This is a genomic window from Acidovorax sp. Root217 (genome assembly GCF_001428645.1).
In the GTDB taxonomy this organism is placed as follows: domain Bacteria; phylum Pseudomonadota; class Gammaproteobacteria; order Burkholderiales; family Burkholderiaceae_C; genus Acidovorax.
On record NZ_LMIH01000001.1, the window covers coordinates 72,128 to 93,617 of the forward strand.

The window sequence follows — 21,490 nt, forward strand, 5'->3', positions numbered from 1 at the left end:
ATGAAAAAGTCTCTCATTGCTCTGGCGGCCGTGGCCGCTCTCGCATCCATGGCCGTCTCTGCGGCGCAAGCAACCGCTCTTAAGGTGGTGGCCGAACAAGCCGCAGCCAAGCCCGTGCCCCGCGGCCTGATCTCTGTGCGCGCCGACACGCCACCCGGCCCGGGTGAGGTGAAAGCCGCCGTCGAGGCGCTGAACCAGGCGTTCGCCACTTTCAAGGCGGAGCACACTGCGCAGCTCGAAGCTGTGAAGAAGGGCAACGCCGACGCGCTGCAGGCGCTGAAGGTGGACGCTATCAATGCCGACATCGGTACGCTGCAGAAGTCGGTGGACGACTTGAACGTCAAGCTCGCTGCTGGCCAGATGAACGGCGGCGGCGCCGGCAGCCGCGTGAAGGACGCCGAGTACACCGACGCCTTCCAGGCGCTCATGAAGCGCGGCGACGTGCAAGCAGCGCTGAACAAGGGCGTGGCCACCGAAGGCGGCTACTTGGCCCCCGTTGAATGGGACCGCACCATCACCGACCGCCTGGTGCAGGTGTCGCCTATGCGTGGCATCTGCGCGGTGCAATCCATCTCCGGCGCCGGCTTCACCAAGCTGTTCAACAACCGCGGCACCACGTCCGGCTGGGTGGGCGAAACCACGGCGCGCCCCCAGACCAACACGCCGGCCTTCTCGCCGCTGACTTACAAGCCGGGTGAGATCTACGCCAACCCTGCCGCCACGCAGCAGATGCTGGACGACGCCGAGATCAACCTCGAGCAGTGGCTCGCTGGCGAGGTCGAAGTGGAGTTCGCCTACCAAGAGGGTCTGGCTTTCCTGGCCGGCACCGGCGCGAACGACCGTCCGAACGGCATCCTGACCTATGTCACCGGCGGCACCAATGCGGCTGCTCACCCCTGGGGCGACATCAAGACCGTGGGCTCGGGCGGCGTGGGAGTGATCACTGCGGATGCCATCCAGGACCTGATCTACGCACTCCCCGCCGAGTACACCGGCGCTGCCCGGTTCGTGATGAACCGCAGCACGCAGGGCCTGATCCGCAAGCTGAAGGACGGCCAGGGCAACTACCTGTGGCAGCCCTCTTTCGTGGCTGGCCAGCCCGCCACCGTTGGAGGCTATGCCGTCACCGAAATGGCGGGCATGCCCAACGTCGCGGCCAGCGCCAAGTCGATCCTGTTCGGTGACTTCAAGCGCGGCTACCTGATCGTGGACCGCACCGGCGTGCGCGTGCTGCGCGATCCGTTCACCAACAAGCCCTATGTGCACTTCTACACCACGAAGCGCGTGGGCGGCGGACTGCTGAACCCCGACGTTCTCAAGGCCATGAACATCAACGCCAGCTGATGGCACGGGGCGGGCTTCGGCTCGCCCCTTACCTGGAGAAGCCCATGAAAGTGACCACTCAATTCGACGCCGTGCCCAACGGCGAAATCTACCCCGTGACCTACATGCCCGGCGACGAGTGCCCGCCGGAGCTGGAGGCCACGGCCCGCTACTACGCGGGCCAGGCTGGCGAAGTCGATCCCGATGCCAACGGCGACGGCAAGCTGACTGTGGACGAGATCCGCTCGACCTTGACCGCCAAGGGCATCGCCTTCGATCCCAAGGCCAAGAAGGCCGACCTGCTGGCCTTGTTGCCGAAGGACTGAGCATGCCGACGCTGGTTCCCCTGGAGACGGCGCTGGCGCACCTGCGCGCCGTCGGGGCCGGCGAGGACGCCCTGATCACCGGCTACCTCGAAGCGGCGGAAGAGGCGGCGGTGGACTACTTGAACCGCAAGCTGTTTGCCACGCCGGAGGCGCTTCACGACGCTGTCACAGCGGGCACTGCGGGCGAGGATCCCCTGGTGATCAGTCCCGTGGTGCGCTCGGCCATCCTGCTGACCCTTGGCAGCCTCTACACCAACCGCGAGGACGTGGTGGTGGGTGTCACGGTGGCCGAGCTGCCGCTGGGCGCGAAGTCTCTGCTGCGGCCGAAGCGGCGCAGCCCGGGGCTCTGATGCTGCGCGCGGGCTCACTCAACCGCCGGATCACGATCCAGCGCCCCGGCACCGCCAGGAACGACCTGAACGAGGTGGTGCCCGGTGGCTGGGTGGATGTGGCGGCCAACGTGGCGGCCAGCATCAAGACCCTGAACGGCGCCCAGACGATCAAGGCGGACGCGGTCACCTCGAAAGTGCGCGCGTCCATCCGCGTGCGCTTCCGCACCGACATCGACGCCAGCATGCGCGTGGTGCACGGCGCGACGGTCTACCAGGTGCTGGCGTCCATCCCCGACGAGGAGCGCCGTGAACACACCGACCTGGTGTGCGAGGTGTCGAAGTGAGCGGGGGCCGGAACACCTTCAGCATCGAAATGGACACGAGCGGCCTCGATGCCTACCTGAACGAGCTGGGCGACGAAATAGAGGCCGCTGTCCGCCCGGCAGCGCAGGCAGGCACCCAGGTCCTATACGACGCAGTGAAGGCCAACGTAGCCGCGCTGGGCCAGTACAGCGGCAGGCTGAACAGGTCGATTTACCAGAAGTTCAGCGAGGAGCAATCCAGCGAGGGTGTGGCTGTCTATAACGTCAGCTGGAACGCGCGCAAGGCCCCCCACGGCCACCTGGTGGAGTACGGCTACCTGCAGCGCTACGTGTACGGCCCTGACGGCATGGGCCCGCTGGTGCGCCCCGGCATGGAGGGCAAGCCCCGGCCCAGTTCGGGCGGGCGCAACCGGGTCGCGCTCGATGCGTACTACATCACCCTGCCCACGCCCAAGCATGTGCCCGGCAAGTTCTTCGTGCGCAAGGCCGCCACCGCCATGGACAAGGCCTACGAAGCCGCCGAGGCCGAGCTGATCAAGCGCATGAACGGGAAGAGTCAATGAGCCTCGAAGCAGACTTCACGCAGCTGATCATGATGCTGTGCCCACGCATCACGCCCGACGTGGCCGACGTGGGCACGCAGACGCCCTATGTGATCTGGGAGCAGGTCGGCGGCACCTCGCTGCGCTTCCTCGATGGCACCGCAGCCGACAAGCGCCGGGCCGAAATCCAGTTCACGGTTTGGCACACCACGCGCGGCGCCGCCAACGCGCTGATGCTGCAGATCGAGGACCTGCTCTGCACCAGCACGGCCACCTTGCAGGCCCAGCCCCTGGGCGGCCTGGGCGCCGGCTTCGACGACGCCGACGAGCTCAAGGGCGCCGTGATGTCCTTCTCCATCTGGGGCGCCCGGTAGCCCCGCAGTTTCCGGCCTCTGGCCACCACCGCCCGAAAGGGCTTTTTCACCACGAAAGGGCCATCCCATGGCTGTATCTCTCCCCGACGGCGCGACCATCGCCATTGCCACCACCTACGGCGCGGTCAAGACCGTGACCGCGATCACCAACGCCAACCCCGGCGTGATCACCTCGGCCGCCCATGGCCTGCTCAACGGCGCGTTCTACGAGCTGAAGAGCGGCTGGCAGAAGATCAACGACCGCGTGTTCAAGGCCGCCAACGTGGCCACCAACGCGCTGGACGTGACCGGCATCGACACCACGGACACCAACCGCTTCTCCGCGGGCACGGGTGTGGGCAGTCTGCGCGAGATCACGGCCTGGACGCAGATCCCCCAGATCCTGGAATTCACCACCTCGGGCGGCGACCAGCAGTTCGCCAACTTCTCCTTCTTGGAAGAAGACTACGAGCGCCAGCTGCCCACGGTGACCAGCGCCCAGTCCATCCAGATCGGTATCGGCGATGACCCCTCGCTGCCTGGCTACCAGGCCCTGAAGGCTGCCGGCGAAGCCCGCGCCATCCGTGCGGTGAAGGTCACCCTGCCCAACGGCGCCGTGCTGCTCTACAACGGCTTCGTGTCGTTCAACGAAACGCCCACGTTGACCAAGGGCAGCGTGATGCAGGTCCGCGCCACGATCTCGCTGCAGGGCCGTCCAACGCGCTACTGATCCCCGGCCGCCTGGCGGCCACCCCATGCACCGGCCCGGCTCTGTTCGCATCTTCGAGGGTGCGGCAGGGCTGGGCACGGGCTCTTTTTTCTCCACCCTCGAAAGCACCATCACCATGGCAAAAATCGTACTGGGCAAGACGCCCAAGAGCTTCACCCACACCGTCACCATCCCGATGCTGGACGGCACCACGGGCGAGATCGAATGCAAATTCAAGTACCGCACCCGCAAGCAGTTCGGCGAGTTCGTGGACCGGGTGAACAAGGAGGCCCGCGAGGCCGGCAAGGCCGAGGTCGACAAGGTCGCGGCAGAGGCAGCGGCCGAAGCAGTCGCCGATGCCGAGGTGAAGCCCTTCAGCCTGGCCGAACACATCAGCGGGGTGCTGGCCAATAACTCGAAGTACCTCGTGCAGATCCTGGACGGCTGGAACCTCGAAGCGCCGCTGACGGTGGAATCGGCGGAGCAACTGGGCGACGAGGTGCCCGGCGCAGTGCCCGCCATCATCGCCGCGTACCGCACGGCCATCAGCGAAGGCACCTTGGGAAACTGAGGGCCATCGGGCGGGCCATGTACGAGCGCCCGCCCGATGAGAACGAGCTGGCCAAGTGGGGGCTGCGCCCCGATGACTTCCCCTCGAAAGAGGTGGAGGTCTGGCCGGACAACTTCGAGGCCTACGCGCTGTTCTGCAGCATGTCCACTCAGTGGCGCATCGGCATGGCCGGGCCCACGGGCCTGGACTACAACGTGCTCTACAGCAAGCTGGACCGCATGGACCTGGAGCCCGACCGCTACACCGAACTGGAATGCGACGTGGGCGTGATCGAGCGGGCCGCCCTGGAAGCGATCACGAGCAAGGACTGATCCGCTACGATGGCGCCTTCTTCAAGGAGGTGCTATGCGGGCAGCAGTTTTGGCGGGGTTGATCGTTGCAATGTCGGGGCAGTGCTTCGCCCAGGCCGCCCCCAAGGTGGACGAAAAGCGCCTGCGCACGGCCTTCGAAGAGAAGCTCAAAGATGCCGAGTCGGCGCGGTTTCGGGCGTTCAAGCAGGGCAATCTGGAGTCTGAGGGCTCTTGGCGAATTTGCGGGGAAGTCAACGCCAAGAACTCCTTCGGCGCATATGAAGGCTTCCAACCATTTTTAGGCCGGGGCTTCAAAGAATCGAGCGCCGCGCCCATTGAGTACCAGATTGCAGGGGTTGGCGAGGCCGCAGGCAATATCTGCGCACGCCATCACCTTCGGTAAGCGATCACACAAGCCACCTTCGGGTGGCCACTTCATTTCAAGGCCTCGCGGCTCACGTCGCGGGGCCTTTTTCTTTGGGCGCTCGAATGACAGAAGAACGCAAATCAAATCTGAAGTTCGGGATTGACGCGACCGCCGTCAAGCCAGGCCTGGAGGCCATGAAACGCGACGTGCGTGGCACGGCCGAGGACATTAAGGACGCGGCTGACGGTGCTTCAAAAAGCATTGCCGGCATCGGCGACGGCGGGCAGCAGGCCTCCCAGAAGGTGGAGGCAAGCGCGCGCTCGATGATCCGGGAGATCCAGCGCGTCACGGCCAGCGCCCAGGCAGGCGAGAAGGGCACAGCCTCCTACTACGCGGAACTGGCCAAGCAGCGCAACCTGGGCACCTCGCTGGACCCCTACATCGAGAAGCTGCGCCAGGCCGAAGCCGCCCAGCGCGCCGCCACCGGCGGCATGGGCAAGATGCAGGTATCGGCCGCGCAGACCGCTGCGGCGCTGCGTGGCGTGCCGGCGCAGTTCACCGACATCATCACCAGCCTGCAGGGCGGCCAGGCCCCGCTAACGGTGCTGCTGCAGCAGGGCGGCCAGCTCAAGGACATGTTCGGCGGCGCCGGCAACGCGGCCAAAGCGCTGGGCGGCTACGTGGTGGGCCTGATCAACCCCTTGACGGTCGTCGTCGCCGCTGTCGGCGCGCTGGGCTTTGCCGTGGCGTCTGCCGAGGGTGATGCCCGCAAGCTGTCCAGCATTGGAATTGCATTTCAGGCCACGGGCCGCGCCGCGCTTTTGTCGACCGAGGACATCAAGAGCCTGCGCCGCGAAATGTCACTGCTGCCCGGCGTGTCCAAGGACGCAGCTGGCACTGTCATCAACGAGTTCGCCCGCACCCGCGAAATCGGCGGGAGCATGCTCAAGGGCCTGGGGCGTGGTATCGCTGACTTTGCGGTGGCGCTGGGCCAGGACGTGCCCACGGCTGCCAAGACCCTGGCCAAGGCCTTTGCCGACCCGGCAAAGGGCGCCAAGGACCTGGACGATGCCCTGGGCTTCCTGACCAGCAACCAGCTGCTGGCTATCAATGCGATGGTGGAGGCTGGCGACAAGGCCGGCGCCCAAAAGCTGATGCTCGAAGCGTTGACCACTGCCACCAAAGGCCTGGCATCTGAGGGCACCAAACTGCAGCAGGCCACCACCGAGTTCGGTCGCGCCTGGACCGAGACCATGGGGCAGATGGACAGCCGTCCCCTGCAGCTGCTGGCCGACCGCTTCGCCGACGTGGTGACCGGCGCTGCAAAGCTGCTGGTGGAGATCCGCAAGCTGAAGGACGTGCGCCTGCCGCCGTGGCTGGAGCGCCAGTTCTATGGTGGTTTGAATGGCGCTTTGCTGGGTACGTCGTCCGAGGGGTTCGACCAGGGCGACCCGCGCGCGCCGCCGGCCCCTACGCCGGTCTCGCGCCCCGTCAACTGGAACGGCGGCAAAGGCCAGCGCCCGCTCGGTATGGGCGATCTGGACACGCCTACGACGATGTTCGGGCAGCAGACTGCCCCGGGCCCGCTGCGTATCGAATACACGCCCAAGGCCTCGCCCGTCACCCCCATGGGTGCCCCCACGCCTGCGCCTGCGCTCACCTCCAAGGAGCTGGACGACCAGGCCAAAACCCTCATTGAGATCAACAAGAACTACAAGTCCCAGAAGGGCCAGGTCGAGGACATCCGCAAGGAGATTGCCCTCACCTCCAAGACGCTGAAGCTGGTGGCCGCCGAAGACAAAGCCAACGGCGTGCAGAACAGCCCCCGCGCCGAGCGCCTGCAGGAGATTCTGGACGGCCAAAAGGAAAAGCTCGAATCGACGCTCAAGAAGGGCGGCGGCATGGCCGATGTGGCCAACGCCGCGGTGCAGGCCTTCAAGAACGCCGACAAGGAGATCCTGCGCGAGCGCAAGGCCTTCTTCGACGAGATGGACGCCATGGTCAAGGCCGGCAAAGTCGGCGAGATGGACGCGGCCGAGCGCTCGATGGAAATGGAGGACGTGCTCTACGCACAGCGCAAGGCCAATTTCGAGGCCGAGCTGGCCAACGCAAAGACGAAGAAGAATTCTGATACTGAGCAAGCGCGCATCAAAGGCCAGATGGATGCCGCCGAGACTGAGCACGAGGAAGCTATCAAGCGCCTGCGCCGCGAGAGCAGCGCAGCTGTCGCAAAAGCCACCGACGACCTGGAGCGCATGGTGGCGACCGAGGAAAAGGCCGCCCGCGCATCGACCGCCAAGCTCAAGGGCGCCCGCGACGAGAACAAGGAGATAGGCCTCACCGGCGAGGCCTTGGGCAAGGTGCGTCAGGCGCGCGTGGATGAGGCCGCGGCAGAGCTGGAGCGCCAGGCCGTCACGGCCCAAGGCATCGACCCCACGGGCCGATTGAGTGCCGCGCTGCGTCAGCAGGCCCAGGACCTGCGCGACCTGGCCAAGGAAAAGGGCTTCGGCGATTCAGCCCGCATGGTGGCCGACTACACCAAGGCGGTGAACGAGTCTGCTGCCGCCATCCAGTACGAAACCTCGGTCATGGGCCTGTCCTCGCGCGAGCGGGATGTGGCAATTGCCAAGTACAAGATCGAGATCGACCTGGCGCAGCGCCTGGCCAAGATCAAGGCGGACAACCCCGACAACCCGGGGGAGGCGGACCGGCTCAGCGCCGACGCTCGCGCGACCGCCAACAAGGACAAGGACAACGCCGAAAAGCGCATCCAGCTGGACGAGGTGAAGCAGACCGTCGAGCAGTACGGCGGCATCTTTCGGCAGGGCTTTGCCGACATGCTCAATAACGGCAAGGACGGGTGGAAGAGCTTCACGAAGTCGCTGGCAACTACGTTCAAAACCAGCGTGGCGGACGCCATCTACAAGCATTTCGCGCAGCCCCTGGTGGTCAATGTCGTTAGCGCATTGATGGGCATCGGCGGTGGCGGTGGGGGCGTTGGCGGGGCCTCAAGCGGCAGCCCACTCGGCAGCCTGTTCTCGCTGGGTAGTAGTGCCTACCAGGGTTACACCGGCCTGACCAGTGGCCAGGGTGTGCTGGGGAGCATTGGTAACGCCTTCGGCTTGGGCGGCGGCGGTGCTGGCCTCGCCGCGTCCAATGCCGCATCTGCAGCCAATGGCCTTAGCGCTCTGCAAGCGACCAACGTCGGATCGTTCGGGGGCGTGGGTTCCGGGGTTATCGGCCAGGGCGGCGCGTACACCGCCACTGGTGCGGGCGCGGGCGCGGGCAGCTTTGCTGCTGGTGGTATCGCTGCCCTCATCATGCTCGGCGTCATCAACGCCCTGGGCGGCATGCGCAGCGAGTCCATGGTGGGCTCGGGCTTGGCTGGCACGCTGGGCGGCAACAAGGCGCTGACGCCGTGGCAAGAGTGGCGCGAAGGCGGCACGCTGTTCGATGGCAGCAGCTTCGCCACGCACAACCCGCTGGAAGAACTCACCCAGCGCCGAGCCGAGCTGCAGCGCCTGCGCGACTCTGGTCAGGGTCAGTCGAACTATGCGATGGGCATCCAGGCCGTGGTGACTGACCTGGAAAAGACTACGAAGGGCCTGGCTGAGCAAACGGCTGTCTTCGACCGCGAGATCACCAAGGGCTACAAGAGCTACCGCGACAACGTGGTGAAGATGGCCGACTCGCTGAACCTCGGCGGCGATGCGGTCAAGGACTTTGCCTACACGCTCGGCGCGCAGGACCTGAACTTCCAAGGCCTGAACCCCGAGCAGATCCAGGCCAAGATCGCCGAGACGTTTGGCAAGGCCGGCACCGATATGGCGCAGCTGTTGCTGGGCAGTTGGAAGGATGTCACCGACACCATCGTCAACACCTGGTCTGACACCACCGACCCGCACAACGTCACGTTCACGACCGAGACGACGACCAACAAGCGCGAGGAGTATGTCCCCAGCGAGTTCGCAAAGGTGGGCGAGACAGCCATCCAGACGCTGACTCGCCTGGCCACCAGCTTCAACACGCTGAACGAGGCCTCGGACGCGCTGGGCTTCGGCATCCACAAGGGATCGCTGTCCCTGGCCAACTTTGCAGACAACTTCATCGAGGCCTTCGGTGGGCTTGAGCGCTTTTCCACGCAGACCAAATCGTTCCTGCAGAACTACTACACGGACGGCGAGCAAAAAGAAGCGGGATTGCGGGCTGCGGTGCGTGGTGCCGAGCGTATCGGCCTGAAAGGTGTAACGGTAGAGAACCTGAGCCAGGCAGGCAAAAGCGGCATTCGCGATGGTGTCAATTCGCTTGTCACCAATCCCGAGCTGTACGGCGATGCAATGGAGTGGGCCAACGGCATCGCATGGCTGTTCGATGACATCGACGACCAGGTGCCGGTGGTGCAGGAGCTGAGCACTGCGGTGGACCAGCTCACCGAGAGCTACAAGAACGCCGTCAAGAGCCTGACGGACGAGCGCAAGAACCTGCTTGTGGGCTTGAGTCGCGCCAAGGGCGACGAGGTGGGCGCGCGTGCGCTGGAGCGTCAGAACTACCTGGACAGCTTCGTAGACGACGCCGGCAACAAGCTGGACCCGGCGCGGCTGGCAGTCATCGCCACGATGTACGACGGCAACCTGGCCCTGAAGGACGAGGTGGACCTGCGCAAGCAGATGCTCGAACTCACGCAGTCCAACACCGACGCACTTGCCGCCCAGCGTGCCGCGCTGAGCGCCAGCAACCAGGCGCTGTTCGACAACGTGCAGGCACTCAAAACGCGCAAGTCCATAGACGAGGAGCTACCCGCGGTGCTGGACAAGTACCGCACGCGGCCACAGCGCCGCCAAGCGCAGTACGAGGAAGTGGCCAAGGGCCTAACGGATGCGGGTATCGGGGTGACTGCCACGCAACTGGCCAACGCCAGCAAGACCCAGTTCGCAGAGGCTGCGGTAGCGGTGTGGAACCTTGGCACCACGACCGACACGATGCGCCTGGCGATCACTCGCGCGGCCAGCGTGATGGCCGACATCAAGGACGCCGAGATCGACGAGGCCTTCGCCGCGCTGGAACGCGCTGTATCGGCGCAGCTGCAGACCGCTGAGAAGACCCGCGACGAGATCAAGGCGGTGTTTGAGCTGCTGGAATCGTCGGTGGACGACCTGTATGGCGAGGTAGAGAGCACCGCGAAGGCGGCGGCGCAGCAGGGGGTGGACTTCATCACGCAGGCCCTGTCTGCCGCGCAGAAGACGGGCTACCTGCCGGAAGTGAAGGAACTTTCCAAGGCCATCAGCGATGCCCGCAGCGGGTTCAACGCCACGCAGTACAGCAGCCAGTTCGAGCGCGACAAGGACCGCCTGGTGCTGGCCGGCAAGCTGTCGGACCTGGAGGACATCAGCGGCGAGCAGCTGACCGAGGCTGAGCGGCAGGTGAAGTCCCTAGAGGACATTGTCAAAAACGCCGAGGCGCAGATCAACGAGCTGCGCGGCATCAATAGCGGGGTGGTTTCGGTCAGCAAGGCCGTGCAGGACCTGGCAGACGCGATCAGCGGCAAGAACGCCGCTGCAACCACGCGACCCGCCAGCGTCATCGTCGGCAAAGGCGGTGCGCAGTTCGACAAGGTGACCGACGCCGGCACGACCAGTGCAGGTGTGCACTTCGACGCCTCGGACATGGCAGCAGCGGCGCAGGCAGTGATTGCGGCCAACCCTGGGGCTTCTGGAAAGAGCAGCGTGCTCGATGCGCTGGAGGGCAAGGGCTTCAGCATGCCCCAGTACAACGAGATGTTCGGCTTGCCTCCCGGCACGCTGGAGGCAGAAGCCAAAGCTCTCGGCCGGCCCATCTTCCACGATGGCACCACCTTCGTGCCAGAGACCGGCTATGCGCTGCTGCAGCGGGGCGAGGCGGTGTTCCCCACGGCCCACAACCCGTTTGTGAACGGGCGAGGCCTGGGCGACACCTCGCGCCTTGAGGTGCAGCTGGCGCGGCTGACTGCAGAGGTGCAGCGGCTGCAAGGCCTGCAGGAGGTGGGCAACACGCATGCAGAGGCCACGGCCGACCTGCTGGACAACGTGACCGAAGGCGGCAACGGCATCCGTGCCGAGATCATGAACAAGGTGGAGCTGGTGGCATGAACATCCTCATTCCCATTGAAATCACCGACGCCATGATCAAGGCTGGCACCAGCATTGCCGAGCCCGACACCGGGGAAACCGCGTGGGTTGCCAGCGCGGCCTACGTGCTCGGCGATGAGCGGCTGAGCGAGCACGCCATCTACGAGTGCGTGAAGGCCCACAACGGCAGCGCGGTACTGCCCCGGCTCGATGCGAAAAACTGGCTGCGCAAGCGGTCGAGCAATCGCTATGCCCCCTTCGACTACTACCTGTCCACGCGGGGCCAGGGCACGGGCAGCGTGACCTACGTGCTGCAGCCCGGGTTCTACCGGGCGGTGGACGTGCGCGGCATCGTCGGCGACCGGATCAAGATCACCGCCAAGGATGCCCCCGGGGGCGTGGTGATCAAGGAACTGGACACTGACCTTTTCGACCAGGCCCTGGGCTTGTTCGAGCTGCTGTTCATGCCGCTCACCAAGCGCTCTGACGCCTCGCTGCGAGATATCCCGATCAGCCCCACGGGGGAACTCACGGTCACCGTGTCGGGCGGGCCTGCGGCCATCGTGGGCATCGGCAAGCTGAGCGTGGGCATCTGGCAATCGCTGATCGGCGCGGACAAGTTCGGCGGGGTGGAGTCGGGCCCGCGCGCGCGGCCCAAGAGCTACACCTACCGCAAGTTCAACGACGACGGCACGTTCGAGCGCGTGCAGCGCGGCAGCGCCACCAACGTGGACTTCACGGTGATCCTGGAGAGCAGTGAGGCGCTGGCCGCCTCGGCCATCCTGATGCAGATCCTGGACACCCCCGTGGTGGTGGAAGCCAGCAAGCTGCCCAAGTTCGGGTGGCTCAACACCGTGGGCATCGTCACGGGCGACCTGCAGGCCACCAACCACGCGCTGACGCGCGCAAGCATTTCTGTAGAAGGGTTCATCTGATGGCAATCCAACCAGTCCCGGACGCACCGGCAACAGTCCCGTTTCCGGGCCTCAATGAAAAGGCCGCGGGCACCTACAACGCGCTGGCGTACGCATGGGGCAACCAGATGCCCACGTACGCGGTCGGCATCAAGGCACTGGGCGATAACGTCCTCAACAACGCCAACGAGACCAAGACCAATGCCGATATCGCAGTCGCGAAGGCGGGCGAGGGCGTGGCTGCGCGCGACGTGGCGGTGGCCGCTGCGATCACAGCGCTCACGGCTCCCGGCACGCTGGCCACCAGCACCACCAGCATGACCATTGCCCAGGGCGAACCGGCTTTCGTGATCGAGGCCGGCAAGAACTTGCGTGCGGGCATGTTCGTCACCATCGGCGCGCCCGGCGGCCAGGTGATGTACGGGCGCATCCAGTTCTACGACAACGCCACCGGCGAAATCGAGGTCTTTGTGTCCTACACCGAAGGCGCCGGCACCTATTCGCAGTGGACCGTGGCCGTCAGCGGCCCGCCGGCCCGCATTCCTCGCAACAAACTTTTCTACTACGGAGGTGCCTGATATGGCCCAAGGAAAGCTCTTCGGCCTGGACCTCGCGGCCGGCGCCATCACCACGCTCTACAACCCGGCAGGGGTTACCACCACGCTGACGCTCTCGCTGTGCAACCGCACTGCGGCCGCGGTGTCCGTGCGGGTGGCTCTGGCAGCCACAGCAACGCCCACGGCGGGGGAGTGGATCGAGTACGACGTGTACCTGCCCCCATCGGGTGTGATGGAGCGCTCGGCCATCGTCATCGGCTCCGGTCAGTTTCTGGTTGCTCGCGCGAGTGCTGCGGGCGTGTCTGCTGTTGGTTTTGGCTTTGAGGAGGCATAAGCATGGGACGCACTATTTCTTCGACCGTTGACGCGGTCGACCAGCCCCTGAATGTCACGGCGGCCGCAGCCATCGCGGCCGGCGATTTGGTGAAGGTCGACACAGGCGGCTGGATGCGCAAGGTGTCCGAGGCTTACCCAGTGGCGACGCAGAACTCGGCTTTGGGCGTCACCTCCCTGGTGGCCGCAAACAATCCGTCCGGTTCGGGCAACTGGGGAAACAACAACGGCACTGCTTTGTTTTCGCGGCACATCCTGCCGATGCCCAACGGCGAATTCCTGTATGCCTACTCTGGCAACGGCTCAGCCAACACCACAGGTATGAACCTGGGCTTCTTTGCCGCAACAGGTGTTCTCAAGTCCAGGATTGTTGTGTCGGCCGCTGCCAGCACCGGCCCCGTCCGGCTCACGCGCGCAGGAGCCAGCAACGTGGCAGTGCTCTGGAGTGAGAGCACCACACTGAACGTCGCCGTTTACAACGCGACCACCGGGGCGGTGGTCCTGGCCGCCACCGCCGTCGGCACTGTGGGGACTGCGGGCTTCGACTGGAACGCTGTCACATTGGCAAGCGGGGAGTTTGTTGTTGCTTACCCCGACGCCACCAACATGGTGTTCAAGCGCTACAACGCATCGGGTGTGCTGCAGGGCGCCATGACGACGGCGGAAGCCACGCAGACGCCGAACTATGTGGTTGTGTTGGCTCTCGCAGCGGGTGGCTTTATCGTTCGTTGGGCCAAGACCGCAGCCACCCAGGGTCAGCGCATGGCCCGGTTCAGCGCCACCGGCGTTTTGCAGGGTGCAGTGGTGCAGATCAGTAGCGGTGCCAACCTCTACGATGGTGTCAGCTTTTACAACGGGCGCGTGGAGGGCAAGCTCATTGAGGTCGCCAACGGCAACGTCATCACAACAGAGTCCACCAGCCTGACATCTCAGAGCTTCAAGGTGTACGACGCATCGCTGACACTGCTTACGACCGTGCCGATGGGCACTGTTACGTCCGGTCAGCAGGACGTAATTCAGATTGCTGCAAAGCAGGGCGGCGGCTTCTGGCTTGCCTGCTTGGCAACCAATCTTGTCCATGAGTACGACAACGCTGGTGCGCAGGTTCGCACCAGCCCAGGCAGTCAGGGCCTCAACTGCGTAGCGCTGATTGATCGCCCCGGCAACGGTCCTCTGTTCGTGTTTATGTCTTGGACCGCCAGCACCTCTGGAAATCTGCAAACCTGGGTGCATAACCCAGACCTCACCCGTGAATCGGCAACGGCTCTTTCCGTGTGGACAGGCGCTTCGTGGACGTTGGGCTGCGGCTGGTTTGAGATCCTGACGTCGGGCTTCCTGGTTGTGCTGGCTACCCAAGGCAGCACAGCCACGCACTCACAGACGTTGGGCCTCGCGGGGGCCGCCTCGGTGATGGGTGTGGCGCAGGAACCCGTGGCGCTGGGTGCCAGCGGCAAGGTGTCCACGGCGGGTAAGCTGTTGACCAACCAGAACCTGACCTCGCCTGCGTTCGACCGCCGCGCATCGGTGCCGCCTGGCACGAAGGGCGGCATCAGCGGCACGACGGCGATTCTGGCCGGCCTGGCGGGGTAAGCACCATGTGGACCTTGAAAGACTCCACAGGCGCCGTGGTGCTGTCGGGCACGCTGCCTTGCAGCTTTGTACCCGAGCTGCGCGGTTGGGTGACCGACAACCGGCTTTTGGGCGACCCGCACAGGGCGCTGACCTACGATGACTGGCCGGCAGAGATCGCTGTGGTGGTCGCTCAAATCGACAAGGACGTGGACGCTATCTACGGCCTGGCAATCGGCAACCGACAGGCCGAGTACGAGGAGGCCGAGCGCCAGGCAACGGCCTATGCGGAGGCGGGCTACACCGGGCCTGTGCCGCCGATGGTGCAGTGCTGGGCCGACCCCAAGGGCTGGACCGCAGAGCAGGCCGCCGACGAGATCCTGCAGCAGGCCGGGGTATGGCGCGGCGCTCAGCAGGCCATTCGCGCGCAGCGCCTGGCACTCAAGGAGCAAGCCCGCGCGGCGCAGTCGCCGGCCGCCCTGGCCGCCGTGCGCGCCGCGTGGGCCGGTTTCGTTGCCGTCGTGCGCGCCCAGCTCGGCGTGGGGGCTGGCTGATGCGCGCCGCCTTCTACAAGGTCGTGCGTCCTGGCGTGCAGGGCATCTACAGCCGCCTGGTGCGTTGGGTGGACCGTGGTCCCTACAGCCACTGCGAGCTGATCTTCTCGGACGGCATGGCCGGCTCGGCCTCGTGGATGGACGGGGGCGTGCGGCTCAAGCGCATTGACTTCGACCCGGCCAAGTGGGATTTCATCGAGATCCCCGACCACCTGGAGCCCGCGGCGCGCGCCTGGTTCGAGCAGCACAAGGGTGAAGGCTACGACCTGCTGGGCAACCTGCGGTTCGTGTTCTGGATGGTGCGCGAATCGGCCAAGGACTGGTTCTGCAATGAGGCACAGCTGGCCGCCCTGGGCTTCAGGGAGGCATGGCGACATGGGCCCAACGGCACCGCCGCGCTACTGCTCAGCATCTACCCCCAACCCGCCCAGGCGGGTTTTTTTACGCCCGATGAAAGCGAGCACCAATGATGAAGATCGAGACCATAGAGACGCTGGCCAATGTCGGCAGCAAAGCAACCGCCACGGGCGCCGTGGTGGGGGGCGTGGGCGCCTTCATCGCTTCCAACTTCGTGGGCCTGGTGGGCCTGTTCATCGCGCTGCTGGGCCTGCTGGTGAACGTGCACTATCGGCGCAAGGCGGACAAGCGGCACGCCCAGGCCGCGCTGCTGTACAAGGCTGACGCCGACGCACGGGCCCGCGAGCGCGAGCTGCGCATGGACTTGATGCGCGCGGGCGTGCCTGTGAGCCCCCCTTCCAGCGACCTGGCGCCACTGGGGGCCGACGATGACTGACCGCTCCAACGCCATCAAGGCCGGCGCGGGCCTGCTCGCCGCCGCAGCGCTGGCTACGGCCACCTTCCTGACCAACTGGGAGCCCGGCAAGGATCCGGGCCTCGTCTACGCCGACAAGCTGGCCAACGGCTTGCCCACCGTGTGCAAGGGCATCACCAAGCACGTGACCACCACGCCCGTGGTGGTGGGCGAGCGCTGGAGCCCCGAGAAGTGCCAGGCCGAGGAGTTGGCCGCAATAGGCAAGGTGCAGGCCGCGGTGCTGCGCTGCATGCGCCGGGAGCCCCCGCTATCGGTGCTGGCCATGGCCACCTCGCACGCCTGGAACAACGGGGCAGGCAACACCTGCGCCAGCCAGGCCATGGTCGCCTGGAACGCGGGCGACTGGGCCCTGGGCTGCCAGCGCTTGAGCGTGTCCGATGGCGGCAGCCTTGTGTGGAGCTATGTCCGCACGGGCCGCACGCTGCCCGATGGCAAGCCCGAGATGCGCTTCGTTCAGGGGCTGGCCAACCGGCGCGCCGCTGAGACCACTAACTGCCTGGAGGGCCTGCCGAAATGAGCCTCGAAATCCTGATCATTGCCGGCGCGCTGCATATCACGGCGCCGGCCACGCCTGCCCCCGAGCAGTACCTGGCCACGGCCTACGCCCTGCCGGGCCAGCAGCTGCAATGGCGCGGGCGCGACAACTGGGTAGCGCCCCATCTGTGTTTCGAGCGCTGCGGCACCCTGGCGGGCCAGCCGAACGTGCTGCTGGCCGGCGGGCTGAGCCTGCAGGACGCGGCGGACGTGCAGCTCACGGTGTGGCGCCTCGATGCCGGCCGCTGGGTGCAGGTGATGCACTGCGCGCAGTTCTTCGGCACGCCGTACTGCGGCCGTTGGGGCAACCCATGAACGCGGGCGCCGTCATCCTGCTGCTGAGCCTGGCGGCCAATGTCGCCCTGGGCTGGGCCTACCTGGGCCAGCGCGACGACCTGGCAAAAGCCACCGAGCAGCGCGACACCGCACGAGGCGATGCCCTGGCCTGCAGCGATGCAACCGAGGCGCTGCGCGAGCTGTCGGCCAAGCGGCAGGAGGCCGCCGCCCCGGCCCGCGCCGCCGCCGCCAAGGTCGCACTTACCCACCAGCAGCGCGCGGACCACACCCTGGGCCTGCAGCCGAGCAAGCCCGCCGACCTGTGCGCGAGCATGCAGGCGCTGGGCGACGAGTGGCTGCAGGGGAGGGCGCGGCCATGAGGGCCGCCGTCCTGCTGCTGGGCCTGCTGGCGCTGGTGGGCTGCGCGAGCCCCGCGCCCGCCGGCCGAACGCTGGTGCCCGTGCCGGTAGAGTGCCGCGAGCCCGTGCCCGACCGGCCCGCCATGCCGACCGAGCTGCTGCTGCCTGGCGCCTCGCCCTGGGTGCTGCTGCGCGCGGCGCTGGCCGAGATCGACCGCCGCGAGGGCTACGAGGTGCAGCTGCGCGCGGCGCTGTCGGTATGCGCGGCACCTATTCAGGGTGGCGCGCCTTGAGGTGTTGGAGCAGCGCCGTGGTGGACTCCTGATCGCTCAGGCTGTCGAGCACGAAAAAGGTGTCGGTGACAATTTCCTGCGTTGCATCGTCGACCACGCGCGCCCACAGCTTTTTGCGATACCGAACGTCCGCTTGCTGAGTCGGATCGACTGACGTGCTTGCAACGTCGATGTGCTCCACGTCCGCGCCGATAGCAACCTGCCGTCCGTCGTGAGCGCCGCCCACCAGGGTGGCAATGTATGGCTTCATGCCTTGACGTGCCGCCCGGCCTGGATGTCCGCGAGCAGCAGGTCATTCACGCGCGTCTGCCAGCCCGCCCCGGTCGCCTTGAAGGCCGCCAGCACCTCAGGGTCAAGGCGCAGCGTGGTGCTGACCTTGGCATCGGCCTTCACGCTCCCGCGCGGGCGCCCCGCCTTGCGCTTGGCGATCTGCTCGGGCGTGTGCACAGCGCCGAACTTGCCGGCTTGAAGGTCGGCCAGAGATTCGCGCAGGCCGGGGATGGCCTGGCCCGCGTCCGCCTCGGCGGCCCGGGCCATCGCCTCCAGGTCTGCCGTCTGCAGGTCCTTGTAGCTCTTGATGGTCATAGTCATTTCCTTTTCACTTCGCTGGGCAGGATGTTTGCCCGTTCTGCCTTCGTGTAAACCGCCAGCAGGGCCAGTTCACCGGCTTCCAGAATGGTGATGTAGATCACCCGTGCGCCGCCGCGCTTGCCGCGACCTGCCACCGTCCAACGCACCTTGCGCATGCCGTTGCCGCCGGGGATCACGTCGCCGGCTGTGGGGTTCGCAGCGATGTAGCTGATGAACTCCAGGCGTTCCTCTTCCGTCCACACGGAGGCTACTTGCTTCTGGAAGGGGATGGTTTCGATTACGGTGAGCATGGGTTTATTGTAGTAACGAAATATCCACCATGCAAGCGATATTCTGTAACTACGAAAAATAAATCACTGATCGTTTGAACAGTGGTGCACAATCGCTCCATGACCTGGGACCAAATCACTATCGCCGTGTTCGGCGCCCTCGCGGCCTGGCTGTCGCAGACGCGCACCGACCGTCTGCGCCGGTGGGCCTGCATCTTCGGCATGCTGGGACAGCCCGGGTGGTTCTATGCCGCGTGGACGGCCCAGCAATGGGGCATCCTGGTGCTGTGCGTCATCTACTGCGGGGCATGGATGCACGGGGTATGGATCCACTGGATTCGGCCCAGCCCCCATAAGGGGGACGGTGTGGGCACCGTGCAACTCGCGCCCGCCTCGAAATTGACGGATTGATCAATTCGTCAATTTGGATCCACTCCTGGCTGCTGCGGGCGGCGCTCCCCGTTGCTGCGCCGATACAGGCGGCCAAAAATCCGAAACAGCAAGCTGCCAGCGGGCACGTACACTCCGGTTTTACCGAGGGATGTTATGCACGATCTGAAGCTCACCTACTACACGAACCGCTGGCAATCCACGACCACCCTGAGGCTGGAGGCCACCGCCACCGGCTGGATATTCCAGGCGCCTGCGCATCGAGGGGAAACCAACAGCGAGGGGCACCCTCATTTGCTGGGAAATCTGAACCAGGACAACGTCAGCTTCCCCCACGGCATCGATGGACATCTCTCACACCTTTGGGATCTGATCAAAGCAGGGGAAATCGATCACGGCAGGGCGCAAGAGATGTTGAACGAACTGGGTCAGTGGATCAGCGACACAGAGCAGGCTCGTCCGCGCTGGCGGGGTTGGAACTGCTAAGGAGAGCAGACGATGGCCGACCGACATAGTGCACCCATGAACAGCGGCACGGTACGGGTCGAAGACTTTCGGGGCTCCTGGACGGTCCGAGATGGCTGGCTGAAGGTCACCTGTGAAACGCATGGGGTGCCACCGAAGGAGGCGAACGCAGGTGCCGCGCCTGCTGAATTGGCCGAGATCATGTTGCGCGAGATGCGGGACGATTGGAAGCGCACCAGGCCTTAAACGCGCCTTTTCGCACATGCTGCTGTCCCTGCACATCCTCAAGATCGAGCCCGGCCAATATCGCGCCCACGTCATCGACGGCCGGGAAGAACTGGGCACTTTCGACACCATCAGCATCAGCGCCGCCATCCGCGAGGCCGGCGGCCAGGCGCTGCCCGACCTGTCCGGCTACCACGTCTGGTATGAGCATGTTTGCGCCGGCACCTGCACGCCCAGCAATATGCGGATCGACCCCGAGGGCCTGGCACAGCGGCTGATGGCGCTGCACGGGCAGTTCAAGAGCTGATGGGTGAGAATGGCGTTTATGGCAAAGCGATCGGTCATCTACGTCTTCACCCGCGATGAAAACCACCCCGGCAGGGTGCCGGACCAGAATCAGCGACAGAAGCAGAGCATGACAGCGGCCGTCGGCATGCTGGTCAATTGGGCCGCAGTTGCTGGTCGGTCATGGCAGCCTGTGCACGAGCGGGAGGATTTGCTGATCGCTCAGTTGGGATATCAAGAGGGAGATGAGCAGGCAGTCGGGGACGACCTGAACGAGCGGTGTGATCGCCTGGGATTTTCGCGACAGACCCTCACCGATGCCCAGGCGGAAAAATACCGGAGCCCATAGTCGTCACACCAATATCCTCACCAATTCGAGCATGTTCCAGCATGCTGGAGCCTGTCCGGGAACGTAGCGTTCCCTGCTAGGACATGCTCCGGTATGCTGGCTCAGAGGTTCGAATCCCTCCGTTTCCGCCAAACATGAACCCCTAAGTGATTTATTGCTTAGGGGTTTTTTGTTTGGGGCCCGCAGCTCCCCGTTCTCACACCAATATCGCTCAGCCAGGCCCTCTGGAGGCCTGCCTATCGAGGCCGTTGACGGCTGCCGGGTTGCTCCCCCGGTCGGCGCTTGGGATCCACTTCGCATAGTCGCGCATCATCACCTGCACCGAGTGCCCGTGCTGCATTGCCACGTCCGGACATCCCACCTAGCTGCTGCTGGGCGAATTGTCCGAGGCCGACATTGCGGACCTGCAACTGACCGTGTGGCGTCGCGATGGGTGCAGGTGGTGCACTGCGCCCGCTGGTTCGATAGATGGCCGATCTGTGCGAGGTGGCGGCCATGAATCTGCGCCTTTACGTCTACGTATGCACCGTCCTGGCGGTGCCGCCCTGGCCAGCGCCGGCACTTGGCGCGTGCAGGAATGGCGGTGTGGACCAGCAAGACCACCGCCGAGCAGCTGCAGCGCGAGGAGGCCGCGCGCCTGGACGAGGCGGCCCGCCAGTCCGATGCGCTGCAGCAGCGCAAGTTTTCCGACCAGGCCGCCGGCGCTCACGCGCGCACGGTGGCCACCCTCAACGCACAACTGGGAGACGCCCGTGCACACGTCGCTACCTTGTCTGATCGCCAGTGCCTCGATGCTGGCACTGTCCGCCTGCTCAACGCTGCCGGCCGCGTGCCGGGTGGAGTCGGCCTACGAACCCCTGCCGGCCACCTTGCGGGTGCGGCCGCAGCCCCTGGCGGACCTGGTGCTGACGCCGGCGCCGGGGGGCGGCTACGCCTCCGAGCGCGACACCGCCGCCCACATCGCCATCTGCCGTGCCGGATACGCGGCCCTAGCCGACCAGGTCAATCAGATCCTGGACATCGAGGACAAGCGCCAGGGGGGGGGAAGTGATGGCCGGCGTTAGCACGCCTCGACAACCAGCGCCGGAAGTCCGCCCGATCTCACCGTGCGGCGAGGCGACTCAATAGGCGTCCAGGGAGAGGCACGGACTGTCCGCGCTCTGACATGTCAAGAATTTCTTTGTGAAATTTGAATTTCTATTTCTAATAGACAATTGAAGAATACTTAGGAGATGAGTCAATGGGCCTCGCCGAAACAAAGAACGCATTAGAGCAAATTTTGATAACGAGTGACGCTAAAGTGGTTGCGCTGTCAGGGAAGTGGGGGACTGGAAAGAGCTACATGTGGGATGAGATACGTCGAGAAGGTCAAGTTTCAGCGTTAAATGAAGCGGCGGATTCAAAAGCGAAGCGCAACACCCTGGATTTCAATGAACAAGGGTGGAGTGCTGCGGG

Annotated in this window: 32 protein-coding genes; 29 read left to right on the forward strand and 3 right to left on the reverse strand. The window is 65.2% G+C overall.

Features of this window, described 5'->3' with window-relative positions; all coding sequences use genetic code 11:
* The 22 genes from ASE31_RS00395 to ASE31_RS00500 all read left to right on the forward strand — a co-directional run bounded on the left by ASE31_RS00395 (nucleotide 1) and on the right by ASE31_RS00500 (nucleotide 17,461).
* The gene (locus ASE31_RS00395; RefSeq protein ID WP_082603955.1) at nucleotides 1-1,344 is read left to right on the forward strand and encodes a phage major capsid protein; all 1,344 of its coding nucleotides are present in this window, start codon (nucleotides 1-3) and stop codon (nucleotides 1,342-1,344) included.
* A 44-nt stretch (nucleotides 1,345-1,388) separates the two neighbouring features.
* Nucleotides 1,389-1,649, forward strand: a complete 261-nt coding sequence (locus ASE31_RS00400; protein WP_057199561.1) for a HeH/LEM domain-containing protein — start codon at nucleotides 1,389-1,391, stop codon at nucleotides 1,647-1,649.
* Nucleotides 1,650-1,651: 2 nt separating this feature from the next.
* Nucleotides 1,652-1,999, forward strand: a complete 348-nt coding sequence (locus ASE31_RS00405; protein WP_057199562.1) for a head-tail connector protein — start codon at nucleotides 1,652-1,654, stop codon at nucleotides 1,997-1,999.
* Entirely contained in the window at nucleotides 1,999-2,325 is a 327-nt protein-coding gene (locus ASE31_RS00410) for a phage head closure protein (protein ID WP_057199563.1), read from the forward strand. Before ASE31_RS00405 ends, ASE31_RS00410 begins: the two co-directional genes overlap by 1 nt.
* A gap of 29 nt (nucleotides 2,326-2,354) precedes the next feature.
* On the forward strand, nucleotides 2,355-2,867 hold the full coding sequence (locus ASE31_RS00415; RefSeq protein ID WP_200961047.1) for an HK97 gp10 family phage protein: 513 nt from the start codon (nucleotides 2,355-2,357) through the stop codon (nucleotides 2,865-2,867).
* Nucleotides 2,864-3,220: a DUF3168 domain-containing protein gene (locus ASE31_RS00420; RefSeq protein ID WP_057199565.1), complete on the forward strand. Its 357-nt coding sequence runs from the start codon at nucleotides 2,864-2,866 to the stop codon at nucleotides 3,218-3,220. The genes ASE31_RS00415 and ASE31_RS00420 overlap by 4 nt, the downstream gene beginning before the upstream one ends.
* 67 nt (nucleotides 3,221-3,287) lie before the next feature.
* Entirely contained in the window at nucleotides 3,288-3,929 is a 642-nt protein-coding gene (locus ASE31_RS00425; RefSeq protein WP_057199566.1) for a phage tail protein, read from the forward strand.
* A gap of 115 nt (nucleotides 3,930-4,044) precedes the next feature.
* Complete coding sequence (locus ASE31_RS00430) at nucleotides 4,045-4,479, forward strand: phage tail assembly chaperone (RefSeq protein WP_162261362.1); 435 nt, start codon at nucleotides 4,045-4,047, stop codon at nucleotides 4,477-4,479.
* A 17-nt stretch (nucleotides 4,480-4,496) separates the two neighbouring features.
* Nucleotides 4,497-4,790, forward strand: coding sequence for a DUF1799 domain-containing protein (locus tag ASE31_RS00435; RefSeq protein ID WP_057199568.1), 294 nt, complete (start codon nucleotides 4,497-4,499; stop codon nucleotides 4,788-4,790).
* 34 nt (nucleotides 4,791-4,824) lie between these two features.
* Complete coding sequence (locus tag ASE31_RS00440; RefSeq protein WP_057199569.1) at nucleotides 4,825-5,172, forward strand: hypothetical protein; 348 nt, start codon at nucleotides 4,825-4,827, stop codon at nucleotides 5,170-5,172.
* A 158-nt stretch (nucleotides 5,173-5,330) separates the two neighbouring features.
* On the forward strand, nucleotides 5,331-11,261 hold the full coding sequence (locus tag ASE31_RS00445; protein ID WP_057199570.1) for a phage tail length tape measure family protein: 5,931 nt from the start codon (nucleotides 5,331-5,333) through the stop codon (nucleotides 11,259-11,261).
* Nucleotides 11,258-12,175 carry a hypothetical protein gene (locus ASE31_RS00450; protein WP_057199571.1) on the forward strand — a complete coding sequence of 306 codons (918 nt, stop codon included), beginning with the start codon at nucleotides 11,258-11,260 and terminating at the stop codon, nucleotides 12,173-12,175. Before ASE31_RS00445 ends, ASE31_RS00450 begins: the two co-directional genes overlap by 4 nt.
* Nucleotides 12,175-12,732: a hypothetical protein gene (locus tag ASE31_RS00455; RefSeq protein WP_057199572.1), complete on the forward strand. Its 558-nt coding sequence runs from the start codon at nucleotides 12,175-12,177 to the stop codon at nucleotides 12,730-12,732. Before ASE31_RS00450 ends, ASE31_RS00455 begins: the two co-directional genes overlap by 1 nt.
* Before the next feature lies 1 nt (nucleotide 12,733).
* On the forward strand, nucleotides 12,734-13,045 hold the full coding sequence (locus tag ASE31_RS00460) for a hypothetical protein (RefSeq protein WP_057199573.1): 312 nt from the start codon (nucleotides 12,734-12,736) through the stop codon (nucleotides 13,043-13,045).
* A gap of 2 nt (nucleotides 13,046-13,047) precedes the next feature.
* The gene (locus ASE31_RS00465) at nucleotides 13,048-14,634 is read left to right on the forward strand and encodes a hypothetical protein (protein WP_057199574.1); all 1,587 of its coding nucleotides are present in this window, start codon (nucleotides 13,048-13,050) and stop codon (nucleotides 14,632-14,634) included.
* Nucleotides 14,635-14,639: 5 nt separating this feature from the next.
* The gene (locus ASE31_RS00470; protein ID WP_157412275.1) at nucleotides 14,640-15,167 is read left to right on the forward strand and encodes a hypothetical protein; all 528 of its coding nucleotides are present in this window, start codon (nucleotides 14,640-14,642) and stop codon (nucleotides 15,165-15,167) included.
* Nucleotides 15,167-15,637, forward strand: a complete 471-nt coding sequence (locus ASE31_RS00475) for a hypothetical protein (protein WP_057199576.1) — start codon at nucleotides 15,167-15,169, stop codon at nucleotides 15,635-15,637. Before ASE31_RS00470 ends, ASE31_RS00475 begins: the two co-directional genes overlap by 1 nt.
* Nucleotides 15,637-15,960 (forward strand): holin, encoded by a 324-nt coding sequence (locus ASE31_RS00480; protein ID WP_057199577.1) that lies wholly within the window; start codon nucleotides 15,637-15,639, stop codon nucleotides 15,958-15,960. The genes ASE31_RS00475 and ASE31_RS00480 overlap by 1 nt, the downstream gene beginning before the upstream one ends.
* A complete protein-coding gene (locus tag ASE31_RS00485) occupies nucleotides 15,953-16,516 on the forward strand; it encodes a hypothetical protein (protein WP_057199578.1) in 564 nt (187 codons plus the stop codon). Before ASE31_RS00480 ends, ASE31_RS00485 begins: the two co-directional genes overlap by 8 nt.
* Nucleotides 16,513-16,848, forward strand: coding sequence for a hypothetical protein (locus tag ASE31_RS00490; protein WP_057199579.1), 336 nt, complete (start codon nucleotides 16,513-16,515; stop codon nucleotides 16,846-16,848). The genes ASE31_RS00485 and ASE31_RS00490 overlap by 4 nt, the downstream gene beginning before the upstream one ends.
* Nucleotides 16,845-17,189 carry a hypothetical protein gene (locus tag ASE31_RS00495; RefSeq protein WP_057199580.1) on the forward strand — a complete coding sequence of 115 codons (345 nt, stop codon included), beginning with the start codon at nucleotides 16,845-16,847 and terminating at the stop codon, nucleotides 17,187-17,189. Before ASE31_RS00490 ends, ASE31_RS00495 begins: the two co-directional genes overlap by 4 nt.
* Nucleotides 17,186-17,461 (forward strand): hypothetical protein, encoded by a 276-nt coding sequence (locus ASE31_RS00500; protein ID WP_057199597.1) that lies wholly within the window; start codon nucleotides 17,186-17,188, stop codon nucleotides 17,459-17,461. Before ASE31_RS00495 ends, ASE31_RS00500 begins: the two co-directional genes overlap by 4 nt.
* Here the strand turns inward: ASE31_RS00500 and ASE31_RS00505 are convergent.
* From ASE31_RS00505 to ASE31_RS00515, 3 genes are read right to left on the reverse strand one after another with little or no spacing between them, the layout of a single operon-like run.
* The gene (locus ASE31_RS00505) at nucleotides 17,439-17,711 is read right to left on the reverse strand and encodes a hypothetical protein (protein ID WP_057199581.1); all 273 of its coding nucleotides are present in this window, start codon (nucleotides 17,709-17,711) and stop codon (nucleotides 17,439-17,441) included. The two genes, ASE31_RS00500 and ASE31_RS00505, sit on opposite strands and share 23 nt — an antisense overlap.
* Entirely contained in the window at nucleotides 17,708-18,046 is a 339-nt protein-coding gene (locus ASE31_RS00510; protein WP_235514184.1) for a BrnA antitoxin family protein, read from the reverse strand. The genes ASE31_RS00505 and ASE31_RS00510 overlap by 4 nt, the downstream gene beginning before the upstream one ends.
* A 2-nt stretch (nucleotides 18,047-18,048) precedes the next feature.
* Entirely contained in the window at nucleotides 18,049-18,342 is a 294-nt protein-coding gene (locus ASE31_RS00515; protein ID WP_057199582.1) for a hypothetical protein, read from the reverse strand.
* 99 nt (nucleotides 18,343-18,441) lie between these two features.
* Here ASE31_RS00515 and ASE31_RS00520 point away from each other — a divergent pair, with 99 nt between their 5' ends.
* The 7 genes from ASE31_RS00520 to ASE31_RS31385 form a co-directional block, all read left to right on the forward strand.
* Nucleotides 18,442-18,732 carry a hypothetical protein gene (locus ASE31_RS00520; RefSeq protein WP_057199583.1) on the forward strand — a complete coding sequence of 97 codons (291 nt, stop codon included), beginning with the start codon at nucleotides 18,442-18,444 and terminating at the stop codon, nucleotides 18,730-18,732.
* 135 nt (nucleotides 18,733-18,867) lie between these two features.
* Nucleotides 18,868-19,197: a hypothetical protein gene (locus ASE31_RS00525; protein ID WP_057199584.1), complete on the forward strand. Its 330-nt coding sequence runs from the start codon at nucleotides 18,868-18,870 to the stop codon at nucleotides 19,195-19,197.
* Between the two features lie 36 nt (nucleotides 19,198-19,233).
* Nucleotides 19,234-19,422, forward strand: a complete 189-nt coding sequence (locus ASE31_RS32325; protein ID WP_057199585.1) for a hypothetical protein — start codon at nucleotides 19,234-19,236, stop codon at nucleotides 19,420-19,422.
* Between the two features lie 16 nt (nucleotides 19,423-19,438).
* Nucleotides 19,439-19,708: a hypothetical protein gene (locus ASE31_RS00535; RefSeq protein ID WP_057199586.1), complete on the forward strand. Its 270-nt coding sequence runs from the start codon at nucleotides 19,439-19,441 to the stop codon at nucleotides 19,706-19,708.
* An 18-nt stretch (nucleotides 19,709-19,726) separates the two neighbouring features.
* Nucleotides 19,727-20,035 (forward strand): hypothetical protein, encoded by a 309-nt coding sequence (locus ASE31_RS00540; RefSeq protein ID WP_157412276.1) that lies wholly within the window; start codon nucleotides 19,727-19,729, stop codon nucleotides 20,033-20,035.
* A 752-nt stretch (nucleotides 20,036-20,787) separates the two neighbouring features.
* A complete protein-coding gene (locus ASE31_RS00545; RefSeq protein WP_057199588.1) occupies nucleotides 20,788-21,099 on the forward strand; it encodes a hypothetical protein in 312 nt (103 codons plus the stop codon).
* A gap of 176 nt (nucleotides 21,100-21,275) precedes the next feature.
* Nucleotides 21,276-21,490 (forward strand): P-loop NTPase fold protein (locus ASE31_RS31385; protein WP_200961048.1); only part of this gene is annotated, 215 nt, incomplete at its 3' end.

Coding starts and splice junctions, on each gene's coding strand:
- ASE31_RS00395 (WP_082603955.1), top strand. CDS start 1: ATGAAAAAGTCTCTCATTGCTCTGGCGGCCGTGGCCGCTCTCGCATCC.
- ASE31_RS00400 (WP_057199561.1), top strand. CDS start 1,389: ATGAAAGTGACCACTCAATTCGACGCCGTGCCCAACGGCGAAATCTAC.
- ASE31_RS00405 (WP_057199562.1), top strand. CDS start 1,652: ATGCCGACGCTGGTTCCCCTGGAGACGGCGCTGGCGCACCTGCGCGCC.
- ASE31_RS00410 (WP_057199563.1), top strand. CDS start 1,999: ATGCTGCGCGCGGGCTCACTCAACCGCCGGATCACGATCCAGCGCCCC.
- ASE31_RS00415 (WP_200961047.1), top strand. CDS start 2,355: ATGGACACGAGCGGCCTCGATGCCTACCTGAACGAGCTGGGCGACGAA.
- ASE31_RS00420 (WP_057199565.1), top strand. CDS start 2,864: ATGAGCCTCGAAGCAGACTTCACGCAGCTGATCATGATGCTGTGCCCA.
- ASE31_RS00425 (WP_057199566.1), top strand. CDS start 3,288: ATGGCTGTATCTCTCCCCGACGGCGCGACCATCGCCATTGCCACCACC.
- ASE31_RS00430 (WP_162261362.1), top strand. CDS start 4,045: ATGGCAAAAATCGTACTGGGCAAGACGCCCAAGAGCTTCACCCACACC.
- ASE31_RS00435 (WP_057199568.1), top strand. CDS start 4,497: ATGTACGAGCGCCCGCCCGATGAGAACGAGCTGGCCAAGTGGGGGCTG.
- ASE31_RS00440 (WP_057199569.1), top strand. CDS start 4,825: ATGCGGGCAGCAGTTTTGGCGGGGTTGATCGTTGCAATGTCGGGGCAG.
- ASE31_RS00445 (WP_057199570.1), top strand. CDS start 5,331: ATGAAACGCGACGTGCGTGGCACGGCCGAGGACATTAAGGACGCGGCT.
- ASE31_RS00450 (WP_057199571.1), top strand. CDS start 11,258: ATGAACATCCTCATTCCCATTGAAATCACCGACGCCATGATCAAGGCT.
- ASE31_RS00455 (WP_057199572.1), top strand. CDS start 12,175: ATGGCAATCCAACCAGTCCCGGACGCACCGGCAACAGTCCCGTTTCCG.
- ASE31_RS00460 (WP_057199573.1), top strand. CDS start 12,734: ATGGCCCAAGGAAAGCTCTTCGGCCTGGACCTCGCGGCCGGCGCCATC.
- ASE31_RS00465 (WP_057199574.1), top strand. CDS start 13,048: ATGGGACGCACTATTTCTTCGACCGTTGACGCGGTCGACCAGCCCCTG.
- ASE31_RS00470 (WP_157412275.1), top strand. CDS start 14,640: ATGTGGACCTTGAAAGACTCCACAGGCGCCGTGGTGCTGTCGGGCACG.
- ASE31_RS00475 (WP_057199576.1), top strand. CDS start 15,167: ATGCGCGCCGCCTTCTACAAGGTCGTGCGTCCTGGCGTGCAGGGCATC.
- ASE31_RS00480 (WP_057199577.1), top strand. CDS start 15,637: ATGAAGATCGAGACCATAGAGACGCTGGCCAATGTCGGCAGCAAAGCA.
- ASE31_RS00485 (WP_057199578.1), top strand. CDS start 15,953: ATGACTGACCGCTCCAACGCCATCAAGGCCGGCGCGGGCCTGCTCGCC.
- ASE31_RS00490 (WP_057199579.1), top strand. CDS start 16,513: ATGAGCCTCGAAATCCTGATCATTGCCGGCGCGCTGCATATCACGGCG.
- ASE31_RS00495 (WP_057199580.1), top strand. CDS start 16,845: ATGAACGCGGGCGCCGTCATCCTGCTGCTGAGCCTGGCGGCCAATGTC.
- ASE31_RS00500 (WP_057199597.1), top strand. CDS start 17,186: ATGAGGGCCGCCGTCCTGCTGCTGGGCCTGCTGGCGCTGGTGGGCTGC.
- ASE31_RS00505 (WP_057199581.1), bottom strand. CDS start 17,711: ATGAAGCCATACATTGCCACCCTGGTGGGCGGCGCTCACGACGGACGG.
- ASE31_RS00510 (WP_235514184.1), bottom strand. CDS start 18,046: ATGACCATCAAGAGCTACAAGGACCTGCAGACGGCAGACCTGGAGGCG.
- ASE31_RS00515 (WP_057199582.1), bottom strand. CDS start 18,342: ATGCTCACCGTAATCGAAACCATCCCCTTCCAGAAGCAAGTAGCCTCC.
- ASE31_RS00520 (WP_057199583.1), top strand. CDS start 18,442: ATGACCTGGGACCAAATCACTATCGCCGTGTTCGGCGCCCTCGCGGCC.
- ASE31_RS00525 (WP_057199584.1), top strand. CDS start 18,868: ATGCACGATCTGAAGCTCACCTACTACACGAACCGCTGGCAATCCACG.
- ASE31_RS32325 (WP_057199585.1), top strand. CDS start 19,234: ATGAACAGCGGCACGGTACGGGTCGAAGACTTTCGGGGCTCCTGGACG.
- ASE31_RS00535 (WP_057199586.1), top strand. CDS start 19,439: ATGCTGCTGTCCCTGCACATCCTCAAGATCGAGCCCGGCCAATATCGC.
- ASE31_RS00540 (WP_157412276.1), top strand. CDS start 19,727: ATGGCAAAGCGATCGGTCATCTACGTCTTCACCCGCGATGAAAACCAC.